Below are 14,394 nucleotides of genomic sequence, written 5' to 3' on the forward strand. Positions count from 1 at the left end.
ATGGACCAACAACCACAGGCGCAAGACAATGCATGATAAAATTTTTGCTTTACCTGTTATCAAACAAATTTCCCCTTACATTACCCAACGTCAACTTGGGGATTTACCACTGATCGTCATTTCGCATCCAAAAGTGCGTGGTGCTGTGAGCTTACAAGGTGCCCACTTAATTGACTGGCAACCCGCAGGTCAAAAACCCTGTCTTTGGCTAAGCCCTGAAAGTGCATTTAAAGAAGGGGTTGCCATTCGTGGTGGTATTCCTATTTGCTGGCCATGGTTTGGTCCTGTAAACAGCCCTAGTCACGGATTTGCCCGTATCTTACCTTGGCAATTTACAGCTCATAATGAACATGATTGTGGCGTGATCCTCACCTTTACCCTGACGGACAACGAATACACCCGCAAACTCTGGCCACATGAGTTCACGCTGATTTTACGAATGAAGCTCGGGGAAACCTGCGAGCTTGAATTAGAAAGTTACGGTGACTTCGAGGCTACTGCCGCATTACACAGCTATTTCAATATCAGTGATATCCAGAAAGCCACCGTTTATGGTCTTGGTGGACATTACATTGATAAAGTGGCTGACAGAGAAGCTTATATTTCAGAGCCGCTGAAATTTAATAAGCACACTGACCGCATATACACCGAGCCAGAAGAATACAGCTTGCTACGTGATGATGGCTGGAATCGCACCATTGAGTTACATCATTATCATCACAGTGATGTGGTGTGCTGGAACCCTTGGGCAGAATTATCGTGCAGCATGCAAGATATGCCTAATAATGGTTACAAACAGATGGTTTGTGTGGAAACGGCTCGTATTCATATGCCAATGAAATCTGAAGCGCAAAGCCCTTCTCGCCTTTCTCTCGTGATGGTATGTCGCGAAAATAAACCGCAGCCACAGCAAGAATAACCAAGCGAAAAATAAGCGTAAGAATAAATGCAAAATAAAACCCCAAAACAGCCTAGCCATTTTGGGGTTTTTTATTCTATTCCAGAATATGAATTAGAAGGTGTAAGTCACACCGCTCCACATAATCGCTGAATAAGATTTATTGACCATTGGGCTGTCTTTTACTTCGCTAGACAGTTTATCAACACGACCTAGCGCAAACAGAGACCAGCTGTCTGTCATTTTATAATTAGCTGACAGCTCCACATACGGTGTCCAGCTTGAGTTTGGTTCATAACGCTTTAATCCGCTGTTGGCAGATTCTTTGGATGTCACACCGAACTCATAACGATTCAGTTTCGCGCTATCCCACTTGATACCTACACCTGGCGTTAAAGACCAGTTATCACCTTTAAATGCATACAGGTAAGCTGCTTCTGCACGCATCCCTTCGCTTTCCCATAGCATGTCGAAAGAACCATTGAAACGCAATGTACCCCAGTCAGCATTATGACGGTAAGTAAAGCCACCCATCACAGTATCGCGACGACGATCCAGCTTACGCATGTCAGCATCATCATTATCTTTTGGTTTAAAGAAATGTGGGTAGTAGTATGCATCTAAAGACAACTGGTCAACTTTATCATTCCAGAGGTAATAACCTACAGCTAAAGTACGGAAGTAAAAATTTTCACTTTCATAATTTACAACGGGAACAGGCGAAATATAGTCGCTCGTTTTGATGCCTTTATACGGTGTTGATTGCGCTAATACAGAGCCACCAACAGACCAAGTTCCAGCAAACGCAGCACTTGAAACCGCACTTAACGCAATGGCAAGTGTGGTCATTTTGATTGTTTTAGACATTTTAAATTAAACCCAAATTATTCAGATGAAGTTAACAATAAACAATGAATAACGTGGGAAATTTCACCCACGTTAATGAGATGCTTCACATTTAAAGCTAAATTACTTTGATTGTCTATCTTTCTCAATCAAGAATATAAGCCAAGTGAATGAATAAGGGCCTTTTTCATTAAAAATCAATAGGTACGCGACGTCCTAATGCACATAATAATTCGTAACCGATTGTGCCTGCCGATTGTGCCACATCATCAACAGGTAAGTTTTCGCCCCACAGCTCTACTTGAGAGCCAATAGCCGCGTCAGGACAATCGCTAATATCGATCGTTAGCATATCCATGGAAACCGCACCTAACAACGCACAACGCTGCCCCTGACACCAAACAGGCGTTCCAGTTGGCGCATGACGAGGGTACCCATCCGCATAACCACAGGCGACCGTCGCGATACGCATCGGTTTTTCTGACGTAAATTTGCTACCGTAACCAATGGATTGACCCGCTTCAATATCATGGACTGCAATAATTTCCGATTGCAGCGTCATCACCGCTTTTAAACCATATTCAGCAATATCGCCCCATTTGCCACTCGGAGATGCGCCATACAGCACAATTCCAGCCCGAACCCAATCATAATGGGTGTTTTTATGCCATAAAACTGCCCCCGAATTCGCAATGCAGATCGGCAGTGATAGCTTTGAAAATTGCTGAATTTTCGCTAACGGCGCTTGAGTTCCTTCAACCAAATCTGAATTTGCAAAATGGCTCATTAGCGTCACATCAGCAACATTTTCCATTTGGCTCAGTTGAGACACAATATCCGCATACTCATCTACCGAAAAACCTAGGCGATTCATCCCGCTATTGAGCTTAATATACACAGAAATAGGTTTGCTCAGTGAAGCTTGTTTAATGGCGGCTAACTGCCAGCGGCTGTGTACGCTGGTTGTTAACTGATACTGGTCAATAACAGCCAGATCCTCCGCTTGGAAGAACCCCTCCAATAATAGAATGGGTCCCTTCCACCCTTCATTTCGCAATAAAATGGCTTCATGGAGATCTAAAACAGCAAAACCATCAGAGTCTTTTAGCCCACGCCAAATTCGTTTAATACCATGACCATAACCATCCGCTTTCATGACTGACCAGACCTTCGCTTGGCCGATTTTCTGGCGGATCACCGCTAAATTGTGTTCTAAATTATGTTGATGAATGACAGCACGAATTGGGCGTGGCATTGCGATTCCTTATTATTGATATTTTACGTCGCTCAATTAACGCGCAGGCGATAAATGACCAGTATTGACTAATTTTGTGTTAAAACCATCGGTATATCTAAATACCGATAAATCATCCGCCGCAATATCTGGCGTATTCCCTGAAATTAAGTCAGCCAACAATTTGCCAGAGCCGCAAGCCATTGTCCAACCTAAGGTTCCATGTCCCGTATTCAAATATAAATTGCTAAATTCTGTCGGTCCGACAATCGGGGTGCCGTCCGGTGTCATTGGACGCAGTCCTGTCCAAAATTGCGCTTGGCTAATATCTCCACCACCTTGATAGAGATCTTGCACCACCATTTTCAGGGTTTCACAGCGTTTTTTCAGTACATCAAGATTAAAACCAACCACTTCCGCCATTCCCCCGACGCGAATACGCTGATCAAAGCGTGTTACTGCAATTTTGTAGGTTTCGTCCAGCACTGTAGAAACAGGGGCGCGTGATTCATCGATGATTGGCATCGTCAATGAGTAGCCTTTCAGAGGGTAAACTGGAATTTTCACCAATTGCTGCAATATCTGAGTGGAATATGACCCCATTGCAACGACATACTGATCCGCCAGCAAAATCTCGCCGTCGACCTTAATGCCGCTAATGCGCTTGCCATCCGTCAAAATTTGTTCCACATGACAACCAAAACGGAATGTTACTCCAGCTTGCTCCGCCATTTTTGCCAGTTTTTTAGTAAATTGCTGGCAATCACCCGTTTCATCATTGGGTAAGCGCAGCCCCCCTGTCAGCTTATGTTTTACAAAAGCCAATGCAGGTTCAGCCGTAATGAGCTGTTCTGAGGTCAGTAATTCGTATGGCACACCTTCTTGCTGTAAAACCGCAATATCATTGGCTGCATTATCAAACTGTTTTGCGGTTCTAAACAATTGTAACGTACCGCCTTGGCGCCCTTCATAGCCAATCCCTGTATCTGCTCTAAGTTGGCGAATACAATCACGGCTATATTCTGCAATTCGCACCATACGGCTTTTGTTCATGGTGTAGTGCTGCATGTCGCAGTTTTTCAGCATTTGCCACATCCAGCGTAATTGGAATAGGCTACCATCGGGTTTGATCGCTAAAGGAGCATGTTTTTCAAACATCCATTTTACGGCTTTAAGAGGGATCCCCGGCGCACCCCACGGGGTTGCATACCCTGGAGATATTTGCCCAGCATTACCTGCACTGGTTTCTTCAGCCACATCAAGCTGTCTATCAATGACGCAAACTTCATGCCCTTCTTGTGCTAGATACCACGCAGTGGTAACACCAATAACGCCAGCACCTAAAACGAGAACTTTCATAGAACCCCTCAAGAGAACAAAATGGAATTACTGTTAGCATAATATTCTAGTTTTTATTTTCCAATACAGTTGATTAACATTTTTAACAAAAAAGACAATAAAGCTGATTAAGAGCCTTTTAAATTTGCAATGCAGCGTATTATTTCAGGTGAAAATCTTCAAAAAAACATACCCAATTGAATTGTATGCAATTAATTTAAAAGTCATTTTCCAAAAAATAATAAAATTCAATATTTTGTGCTTTAATTTAAGTGCAACATATTATGTGCCAATTTAATTAACTTCATGATCACTTCACTTAATACTAAAAAGTTACAATCCTCTAGATTATTCAACTGGAATATCTGCAGTGATTGATATTTCCTATCCAATATAAATTCAACAAGTTAATTAAAGGGGGTAGCGACATGATGAGAAAGATCTTTTCTGTAGGACGATTAATGGGGATAAGTGCTATTTTGTTTTTATTCTCCCACATGAGTTTTGCAACAGCGCTTTGTGACCCTGAAGGAAAAACACGTGTTGAGATTCATGGAGACAATGTCTGTTTTAGCACGATGCCCATACCTAAATGTCCAATTTATGCATTAGCATCCACCACAAGTACGGTACGTGCGGGTTTCCATTGTATAATAAATGATGACTCTATAAATTTGTCAGATGATAATTTTATAGATAGGCTGGTTAAAGAACTATCAAACAAAAAAGTCGATTACTACAACATCGTTACAATGGATGACTCCTGCACTTGTTTACTAAATTAATATTTTAAATATGATTAACCACAACAAAAAAGCCAGCGCTAGGCACTGGCTCTTATTGAAAAAGAAGTGATGAATTAAATATTATTTGCAAGATCAGATGGCATGTTGCTTTGCATATTGTGCCAGATTACGCCGCTATCTTTACCGTAGTTTCTGACGCAATCCATAATACGATCATAGGCTTGCTCACGGCATAAATTGCTCAACTGTTGGTAAAAACTTAACGCTAAACGACGAGCTTCAGGGTTAGAGAAATAATAACGCCCAACTCGTGTGTATAGCCCTCTCAATCCATTAATAATTAAGCCGTAGATTGGGTTACCGGACGCAAAGGCCAATCCTCGGAAAATGTTGTAATCTAAATCGCTAAATGCATCCGAGTTGTCTTCAACTTTATCTTTACCTGATAACACTTCTAATGAGGCTTCTGGATCATTACGAAATGCAGTACGAATAAAAATAGCCGCAATATTGGTACGTACTGCCAATAAGTTATCAATTAACTGAGGCACACGGTCGTGATCGAGTTTCGCCAGCGTTTCCAGAATATTTAATCCTGACGTTTCCCAGTAATTATTGACCTTGGTTGGCTTACCATGTTGAATGGTTAACCAGCCGTCACGGGCTAAACGCTGTAAAACTTCACGTAATGTCGTACGAGTTACGCCGATTAATTCAGATAGCTCACGCTCCGCGGGTAAGATAGATCCTGGAGGAAAACGATTGTTCCAAATACTCTCAATAATGTACTCTTCCGCAAAACCTGCCGGACTTTGAGCTTTAATAACCATATTTTTATTATTCCAAACATTTTTAGACGGACTACGCGAAAGCATACCAGATTGTCACAATCCGAGATAGTTAGCTTTCTAATAAACCGCAGGTGAATCGTAAAAACCCCATATAATTAATGGATTATCTATTAGCAAATAAGCTTAAATTCTATAAAAGATAAGAGTAGTATGTAACGCGCAGTCACACAACACCAGTTAAAGAGGATTAAAAGTCATAATGGATTTTAGTTTAAAAAGAGCATTCTTGAAGAATTTTTTGGGAAATTCTCCAGATTGGTACAAACTTGCTATCATTTTGTTCTTAATAATAAACCCAATTGTTTTCTACTTTGTTAACCCATTTATCGCCGGTTGGTTACTCGTCATTGAATTCATTTTCACCTTAGCGATGGCACTAAAATGCTACCCATTGCAACCTGGCGGGCTATTAGCCATTGAAGCCGTGCTCATTGGTATGACCTCTCCAGCGCAGATTTCTCATGAAATTAGTAATAACCTTGAAGTGGTTCTGTTACTGATCTTTATGGTGGCTGGCATCTACTTTATGAAGCAACTTCTGCTGTATGTTTTCACGAAGCTGTTAATAAACGTCCGTTCTAAACGAATTTTAGCGTTGTCATTTTGCTTAGCAAGTGCGTTTTTATCCGCTTTCTTAGATGCTTTAACGGTCATTGCTGTGGTCATTAGCGTTTCTATTGGCTTCTACTCCATTTACCATCAGTATGCCTCTAGCCAGCCTAGCAATACGGATCTACAAAACGATTCCTTCATTGATACGGCGGAGAAAAAGCAGACGTTAGAACAGTTCCGTGCCTTCTTACGTAGTTTAATGATGCATGCGGGTATTGGTACTGCCCTTGGCGGTGTAATGACCATGGTGGGTGAACCCCAAAACCTGATCATCGCCAAACATGTTGAGTGGGATTTTATTACCTTTTATCTGCGTATGGCACCAGTGACCATCCCTGTTTTCCTCTGCGGGCTCGTGGTCTGTTTCCTTGTTGAGAAATTCAAAGTATTTGGCTACGGGGCTGAGTTACCTGATACCGTGCGCCAAGTGTTAACCGAACACGACAAAAAAATGAGTGCTAAGCGCAGTAAGAAAGAGCAAGCACAGCTGATTGTTCAAGGTCTTATCGGAATTTGGTTAATTGTCGCGCTGGCACTTCACCTCGCTGAAGTGGGTCTGATTGGTCTATCCGTGATCATTCTTGCCACGACATTCTGTGGGATCACTGAAGAACATGCGCTCGGTAAAGCCTTTGAAGAAGCCCTGCCGTTTACTGCCCTACTGACGGTCTTTTTCAGCGTTGTCGCCGTGATCATTGACCAACAGCTATTTACGCCATTCATTCAGTATGTACTGCAATCCTCTGAATCATCGCAGCTGTCCCTATTCTATCTGTTTAACGGGTTGCTCTCTGCGGTATCAGATAACGTGTTTGTCGGCACCGTGTATATTACGGAAGCGCTGAAAGCCGCTAATGCGGGCTTAATTTCCGCCGAGCAATATCAGCACTTAGCGGTCGCCATTAACACCGGAACAAACTTACCGTCGGTTGCAACGCCAAATGGACAAGCCGCCTTCTTGTTCCTGTTAACCTCAGCACTGTCTCCGCTGATTCGTCTGTCTTACGGTAGAATGGTGTGGATGGCATTACCATTTACGGTTGTGATGACAATCGTCGGTCTGTTAGGTGTTGAGCTATGGCTTATCCCATTAACTGATTGGATGGAAAGCTTAGGGTTAATTTCTATTCCACGTTAATCAATATTGATTGTTCAGTTTCTGGATTTAAAGCCGCATATTTATGCGGCTTTTTTTGTAATAAAACGTAAAAACTAAGCTAATCTTATTCTAATCTGATTTTGCTGCTTTTTTTATCACCCAGATAGAGGCAAAATAAGCCGATTATTGATGAAGGGAATTTATTATGTTCAGATTTTTTAATTACTGTTCTCAAGGACGGTCAGCTTGGCTGCTTATGGCATTCACTGCGTTTATGCTTGAATGTGCTGCTCTGTATTTCCAACATATTATGAAACTGCAACCTTGTGTAATGTGTATCTATGAACGCGTTGCATTGATGGGAATTATTGCGGCCGGTTTAATCGGAGCGATTGCACCGAAAAGCACCGTCGTTAAAGTGATTGCGATTGTGGTTTGGCTGTATGCGGGTTGGCGTGGATTAGACCTTTCATGGGAACATACCATGCTGCAACTATACCCATCTCCGTTTGCATCCTGTGATTTCTTTGTTAATTTCCCAGACTGGTTACCACTTCAAGAATGGGTACCTTCTGTGTTTGAAGCGACAGGTGATTGTGCCGTTAGACAGTGGGCATTCTTAGGGTTAGACATGCCGCAGTGGTTAGTCGGTATTTTTGCAGCTTACATCTTAGTTGGCATCATCGTTGCGATCAGCCTATTCTTCCCGAGCAAAAAATAGCCTTTCTTTTTCGCCCATCAACTATGCTTGATGGGCGATTCAAATCATTAGCTAACAAAAATACTTAGATACACGCCCCGCTACGGATTGCCGAAACGGCACAACGGCGCCCATTTGCAAATTGGCAAACTGGGGTCTTTTCACCATTGAGTTCTAAATTCAGTGAAGGCAGCCCACCAGCAGAAGTACATGCCTCTTGAGCACCGGGACCTAAATTCACCACTTGCTGAGCATATTGAGAACCGGACGTTTCTGCTCTTGTCATTTTACTATTATCAGGACTACTGCACGCTGAAAGCAAAATAGATAATACGGTAGCTGAACCCATTGCCACGACTGTTTTTAACAGCGCCTGACTTTTCCTTTTCATTCTCTTTCTCCGATAGTATCAGCGCTGTTTTGAGTCCCACTATGTTTTGAATCTCATTAATGGGTACCACTTTTAGAAAACAGGTTGATGACTAATACACCAATGATAATTAATAGCATACCAATAATTGCGGGTAAATCGAGTTTTTGGTTATAAATATAGATAGCCGCCACAGAAACCAACACAATTCCCAATCCTGACCAAATAGCATACGCAATCCCCAGTGGCATCACCTTCACGACTTGGGAAAGCCCCCAGAAAGAGACTGCATAGCCAATGATAACCACTAAAGAAGGCCAAAAACGGCTAAAACCATCCGACGCTTTTAACGTTGTTGTCGCAATCACTTCCGCAATAATGGACATTAATAAGAAGCCCAATCCTTTCATCGTTCACCTTTCTCTATTTTTTAGCCTAAAATTTGGCAGAAATTTAACACACAAAAAAGCACCGCACTAACCTTTAATTAGTACAGTGCCAAATGAATAAATCCACCTTAATAATTAGCAGTAGTTGACTGTTTTTCTGCAAAAGCTGAGCGATAGCGGGTATAGATAAACACACACCAAGCAAGTGCTAAAAGGCTGATAATTGCTCCCACATACCCAATATTGGTCATTCCCATATGGGTAATCACTTGGTTCCCTAATAATGCCCCAGCCCCAATGCCAATATTAAATAATCCAGAGAAAATCGACATCGAGACATCGGTCGCATCTGGCGCCAAATCCAACACTTTTACTTGGATCCCGAGGCTAATACACATGATCGCCATACCCCAGAATATACAAGTACCAATCAGTGTCCAAACATCGCCACTTAGTGGCATGAATAACACTAAACAAAGCGTCAGTAAGGTCATCGATACAGGTAAAAATGAGAGCGTAAAGCGGCTACTGTAGCGGCTAAACAAAACGCTACCAAAAATACCAGCCCCACCAAAAATTAATAATAAGAGTGTGGCAAAATTTTGGCTCTGTAAGGCAATATCACGCACAAAAGGTTCAATATAGCTATACGCAGTAAAATGAGCCGTAATGACGACGGTGATTAACACAAAGACACCCATCAATGCGGGACGTTTAAACAGAACAGGTAGGCTTTTTAATGAACCGGAATGTTCGCTCGGTAAACGTGGTAAAAAGCGTAATAACGCAATCAGGGTTAATAACGCAAGCACGCCGATACACAAAAATGTCACTCGCCAGCCCATCCATTGCCCAATCACTCGCCCTAACGGTAATCCCAACACAGTTGCCAGTGCCGTTCCCGTTGCGAGCAAGCCCAATGCTTGTGCTTTTTTACCCGCAGGCGCGACGCGGATCGCCAATGATGCAGTAATCGACCAGAAAACTGCGTGAGATAATGCGATACCAATACGCGCGATAATCAGCACTTCAAAATTCCACGCAATCCCACATAAAATATGGCTGAGAATAAAGACAACAAACAAAATTCCCAGTAATTTTCGCCGCTCAAATTTCCCCGTCATCAGCATTAATGGCAGAGACATCACCGCGACAACCCACGCATAAATGGTGATCATTAACCCCGTATGGGCAACGGTCATATCAAAACTTTCAGCAATATCACTCAGTAATGCGACAGGAACAAATTCGGTGGTATTAAAGACAAAAGCCGCAACGGAAAGCGCCAATACACGGATCCATGCAGTGCTTCGAGAAACCTGGGACATGGTTTACGACATCCTGTTGATGATAATTAAGGTAAAGAACAACCTTTAGTACATTTTTGTGAATAATATCACATTCACCATTCATCTTTAAAGGATTGAAAATTATCATGTTCACACTATTTTTTCATAGAGAAACAGTCACACCCCTTTAATTTTCATGTCAGTTTGAAAAGCGACAGAATCATTTCTTCTATGCTACAATCTGCAAATTACTTTTTATTCTTACAGGAATTCCTAAATGAAAACCCATTTTCCAACTGAGCCAGACGTAAACGCATTAGCAGACGAAGTAACTTGTTTAAAAAATCTTGTTACTCATATGCTTAAAGCTATCGGTCAGGCTGATGCGGGTAAAATTTTGATCAAAATGCAACGCGAAGTCGCTTCGATGGAAGATGAAAAGCAAGCTGAGACTTACAAAAACATTTTAGAACAAATCAAGACTGGTTATCGCCAATAAGAGCTTTAGCGATAAATGCGATTCTATACGCTAACTCAAAACAGCGAACTAAAGTGCACAAAAACCTAAGTTTCGTCCACTAGGATCCTTTATCTTTGATCTCGAATTAAACCATTCTTTATTCATTTAGCTCCCCCTTCAGATCCCTATGAAGGGGGCTTTTTTTTTGCCTAAAATCCTGCCTACTCATTACCCAAAAACAAAAAACGCCACTCTTTCGAGTGGCGCTTGGATAAATACCCTGTCTGTCTAAATAACGTAATAAACAGACTTAAATCGGACCTAAATTTGTCATGACGGCGTAAACAATCGAGATAATCGAAATAATGACCCAAGTTAATACCAACGGCCAGATAAACTTCAGCCACTTAGTGTATGGGATTTTCGACGTCGCTAACACCGCCATCAGGATACCTGATGTTGGGTTAATACAGTTCACGACACCCTCGCCCATTAATACCGTTTGAACGGTAGTTTGACGGGTGATTTCTAACAGATCGCCCATTGGGGTGAAAATAGGGACTAAAACAGCCGCTTCACCGGAACCTGAAGAAATAAAGAAGTGCATGATAGCAGCAGTACCGAACATAGATAATGCAGATAATGTTTTCGGTAAACCATCCATCAGAGAAATAATCGAGTTCACGATGGTGTCTAAGATCATGCCATCCGCTAATACAATCGCAATCGCACGGGCCATACCAACGATAAATGCCCCACCAACCATGCCAGCACAACCTTTCAGGAAGCCGGTTGCAATATCATTCGGTGACATTCTATTCAGTACACCCACACCCACGCCTAAGATGATAAACATGGCCATCATCTCTTTTTCGCCCCAGCTCCACTCGATGGCACCGAAAATAAAGCCAATTAAACAGAATGCGGCATAGGATAATGTAATGACGTGGCGTAAAGAGATTTTTGAGGTCTCAAATTGGCTGTCATCAATCTGTACTTCTGGGCGCACCATCCCTTGGCGACGGCTTTTCTTCGCGTACAAGGTTAAAAAGATAATCCCTGCGATCACAAAGCTAATATAAACCACAGTACGGAAGCCAAATGCCGATAGCAACGGAACGTCAGCTAAACCTTGAGATAACCCTACGGTCATCGGTGCCATTACCGAGGCGTTAAAGCCGGAGTAAGCCGCAACATAGACAATTGCTGCGCCAAACTTGTCATCCATTCCAACGGACTTCGCCACCAATAAACCTATTGGCACGAATGCAATTATCGAGTTCACAACAATTCCAGTGGTACCCAAAATGGAGAACACCACAAAGAAGATAGTGATCAACAAAAAGTCATTGAGCTTTTTACTGCGTGAAATATTACTCAAGACTTTATTGATTGCACCAGTCGTTTCAAGCAGATGTAACGCGCCACCAGTAAAGATAATCAAGAAAATGATCGGAGCCGCTTTAACTAGCCCGTCAGCAATCGACGTGAAAACCTGTCCTGGTAAGACGCCATGCTGTTCAGGTAAACGCTCATAACTCCCTGGAATGGTATAAGAGCTCTTAACTTGGGTTTCCACACCATCTTTGATAGTTGTGATAACTTTCGTTTCAGAGGCATACTGCCCCGCAGGAACGATCCAAGTCGCAACCGCTGCCGCGACAAGGATGAAAAAGAGCAATACATACGGGTTTATCCCATCAGAACGCTTTTTTTGTGGTGGTGGTGTTGTTGATGTTATTGCCATAGATTTATCCTGTTGGATTATTATTTGTTTTGTTAGCCATAATTACTGCGTAATGCGTTTTAACACATTGAAAAATAGCTGAGCGCGCTCAGTTAAAGAGGGAATTTCGAGGTACTCTTTATCACTATGTTGATAGCCGCCAATTGGACCTAAACCGTCTACCGTTGGCGTCCCCACACCCGCGGTAAATGAAGCATCAGAACCACCGCCTGTAGAGACGTCTTCCAGTGTGATTGCCAGTTTGTCGGCTTCTTGTTTGATGATGTCGATAAGCGCGGCGCTTTCTGGCGTTTTTGCCATTGGTGGACGGTTGATCCCGCCGGTCAGTGAAAGCTGAATGCCTTCTAGAACAGGCTGACTGCACACTTCACGTACTTTCTTGTCGATTTCAATACCTTGCTGCTCAGAAGAGATCCGCACATCAATTTCTGCACGCGCATTTGGCGCAACGGTATTGACGGATGTTCCACCTGTAATCAGACCCACGTTCACTGACAGCCCTTTATCGTGCTGAGAAAGTGCATGTAAGCTTTGGATTTTGAAAGCAAGTTCTTGGATAGCACTGATCCCTGCTTCAGGAGCAATACCGGAGTGAGACGCTTTCCCTTGAATGGTCAGAACATAGGTTCCCACACCACGACGAGCGCTGACAATGGCACCATTAGCACGCGCAGGCTCCATCACTAACGCGTAACGTTTGCCTTTCGCACATTCCTCGATGACCGGACGTGACGAAATAGAACCTATCTCTTCGTCGCAGTTCAGCAGCACTTCAATTTTTTTGTAGCGTTCATCGTTGGTGGCATAAAGCTGTTTGATCACCTGATGCACCATGACATGGCTGCCTTTCATATCGATAACACCGGGGCCATAGGCTCTATCACCCTCAATACTAAATGGTCTTTCCGCTACGGTTCCTTTTGGAAATACGGTATCAAGATGCAGCAAAATCAAAATTTCAGGCGTGGTAGATGGGTGATAAAGACGATAGTTATTACCCAATTTTTCATTTGGGATTATCTCAACTTCAAAGCCCATTGATTGGTAACGTTCACACCAGAATGCAGCGTGATTATCAACACCCTCTTTATCGTATGAACCGGATTCGGTATTAACCACTTGCTTTAATAAATCCAGCATCTCTGCTTCGTGTACTAAAAATTCATTGTGCATGTTGAGTTCCTATTATTTTATGGCGAGATATTTCACTGAGAAAATTGGCTCCCGCGCGATAAGATTTTTATTCCAAACAAAATGAAATGTTTATTACTCATAGCCGATAATATTATCGTCATATTCCATTTGACGCGCAAAACATAGCGCTATCTATGCACATTTTATGCATATACAACAACGATGAGTAAAGCCAGATTTAACCCAAGGAGAAGAAACCCTATGATAATTCGACACTTACTTTGATTGAAAAGGATACTTTCGCACCATAACATAACAGATTAATAAATTACAAATAATTATTAATGCATAAATATGCTCTATTTTTTGATTTTTTCAAAAAGTAATAGTTACAGAAAGCAATTATAAAAATATATAAAATAAATATATTAATTATGGTAAATAATCTTCAGAAATTAATGGCAGGCTATTAATTTTAGCTAACCGTAAATATGCAATATTACACGTGGTATTTATTTTTTTATTCACATGATTTAACGCCAATAACGCGTATATATCTTTCTAACTTTATTTAGATTTAAATAACCCCAAAGGAGTATTTAGCCTATTTACTCAACATTTACTCAATAAATAAGCGTCAATACCTATAAAATAGTCGTAATTTTTAAACTGAGGGTTTAA

At 41.9% G+C, this 14,394-nt stretch carries 14 protein-coding genes; 5 read left to right on the forward strand and 9 right to left on the reverse strand.

The window, feature by feature from the left end; all coding sequences use genetic code 11:
• Positions 1–28 precede the first annotated feature (28 nt).
• Positions 29–919 carry a D-hexose-6-phosphate mutarotase gene (locus tag ACY3ZI_RS10925; protein ID WP_286271185.1) on the forward strand — a complete coding sequence of 297 codons (891 nt, stop codon included), beginning with the start codon at positions 29–31 and terminating at the stop codon, positions 917–919.
• Positions 920–1,012: 93 nt separating this feature from the next.
• Here ACY3ZI_RS10925 and ACY3ZI_RS10930 read toward each other — a convergent pair whose 3' ends face one another.
• The 3 genes from ACY3ZI_RS10930 to ACY3ZI_RS10940 all read right to left on the reverse strand — a co-directional run bounded on the left by ACY3ZI_RS10930 (position 1,013) and on the right by ACY3ZI_RS10940 (position 4,337).
• Positions 1,013–1,765, reverse strand: a complete 753-nt coding sequence (locus tag ACY3ZI_RS10930; RefSeq protein ID WP_487375157.1) for a MipA/OmpV family protein — start codon at positions 1,763–1,765, stop codon at positions 1,013–1,015.
• Positions 1,766–1,934: 169 nt separating this feature from the next.
• Positions 1,935–2,999, reverse strand: a complete 1,065-nt coding sequence (gene alr, locus ACY3ZI_RS10935; protein ID WP_487375158.1) for an alanine racemase — start codon at positions 2,997–2,999, stop codon at positions 1,935–1,937.
• Between the two features lie 36 nt (positions 3,000–3,035).
• Positions 3,036–4,337: a D-amino acid dehydrogenase gene (locus tag ACY3ZI_RS10940; RefSeq protein ID WP_211885744.1), complete on the reverse strand. Its 1,302-nt coding sequence runs from the start codon at positions 4,335–4,337 to the stop codon at positions 3,036–3,038.
• A 407-nt stretch (positions 4,338–4,744) separates the two neighbouring features.
• On the opposite strand from ACY3ZI_RS10940, the gene ACY3ZI_RS10945 reads away from it, so the two are divergent.
• Positions 4,745–5,101 carry a hypothetical protein gene (locus ACY3ZI_RS10945; RefSeq protein WP_211885746.1) on the forward strand — a complete coding sequence of 119 codons (357 nt, stop codon included), beginning with the start codon at positions 4,745–4,747 and terminating at the stop codon, positions 5,099–5,101.
• Between the two features lie 74 nt (positions 5,102–5,175).
• Here the strand turns inward: ACY3ZI_RS10945 and fadR are convergent, their stop codons facing one another.
• Positions 5,176–5,892 carry a fatty acid metabolism transcriptional regulator FadR gene (gene fadR / locus ACY3ZI_RS10950; protein ID WP_036956460.1) on the reverse strand — a complete coding sequence of 239 codons (717 nt, stop codon included), beginning with the start codon at positions 5,890–5,892 and terminating at the stop codon, positions 5,176–5,178.
• A 220-nt stretch (positions 5,893–6,112) separates the two neighbouring features.
• Here fadR and nhaB point away from each other — a divergent pair, with 220 nt between their 5' ends.
• Positions 6,113–7,663, forward strand: coding sequence for a sodium/proton antiporter NhaB (gene nhaB, locus ACY3ZI_RS10955; RefSeq protein WP_487375159.1), 1,551 nt, complete (start codon positions 6,113–6,115; stop codon positions 7,661–7,663).
• 166 nt (positions 7,664–7,829) lie between these two features.
• Entirely contained in the window at positions 7,830–8,345 is a 516-nt protein-coding gene (dsbB, locus tag ACY3ZI_RS10960) for a disulfide bond formation protein DsbB (protein WP_036954894.1), read from the forward strand.
• A 64-nt stretch (positions 8,346–8,409) separates the two neighbouring features.
• On the opposite strand, the gene ACY3ZI_RS10965 is transcribed toward dsbB, so the two are convergent.
• The 3 genes from ACY3ZI_RS10965 to ACY3ZI_RS10975 all read right to left on the reverse strand — a co-directional run bounded on the left by ACY3ZI_RS10965 (position 8,410) and on the right by ACY3ZI_RS10975 (position 10,411).
• The gene (locus ACY3ZI_RS10965; RefSeq protein ID WP_154603691.1) at positions 8,410–8,715 is read right to left on the reverse strand and encodes a DUF333 domain-containing protein; all 306 of its coding nucleotides are present in this window, start codon (positions 8,713–8,715) and stop codon (positions 8,410–8,412) included.
• A gap of 56 nt (positions 8,716–8,771) precedes the next feature.
• Entirely contained in the window at positions 8,772–9,104 is a 333-nt protein-coding gene (locus ACY3ZI_RS10970; protein ID WP_154603690.1) for a DMT family transporter, read from the reverse strand.
• 107 nt (positions 9,105–9,211) lie between these two features.
• Positions 9,212–10,411 carry a sugar transporter gene (locus ACY3ZI_RS10975; RefSeq protein WP_487375160.1) on the reverse strand — a complete coding sequence of 400 codons (1,200 nt, stop codon included), beginning with the start codon at positions 10,409–10,411 and terminating at the stop codon, positions 9,212–9,214.
• A gap of 238 nt (positions 10,412–10,649) precedes the next feature.
• Between ACY3ZI_RS10975 and ACY3ZI_RS10980 the strand changes: the two genes are divergently transcribed.
• Entirely contained in the window at positions 10,650–10,871 is a 222-nt protein-coding gene (locus ACY3ZI_RS10980) for a DUF2594 family protein (RefSeq protein ID WP_036954881.1), read from the forward strand.
• A gap of 271 nt (positions 10,872–11,142) precedes the next feature.
• Here ACY3ZI_RS10980 and ACY3ZI_RS10985 read toward each other — a convergent pair whose 3' ends face one another.
• Both ACY3ZI_RS10985 and ACY3ZI_RS10990 read right to left on the reverse strand, forming a co-directional pair.
• Positions 11,143–12,579, reverse strand: a complete 1,437-nt coding sequence (locus tag ACY3ZI_RS10985) for a YfcC family protein (RefSeq protein WP_036954877.1) — start codon at positions 12,577–12,579, stop codon at positions 11,143–11,145.
• Positions 12,580–12,621: 42 nt separating this feature from the next.
• Entirely contained in the window at positions 12,622–13,752 is a 1,131-nt protein-coding gene (locus tag ACY3ZI_RS10990; RefSeq protein ID WP_211885750.1) for a M20 family metallopeptidase, read from the reverse strand.
• Positions 13,753–14,394: the final 642 nt, after the last annotated feature.

Source organism: Providencia sp. LY12 (assembly GCF_057621555.1).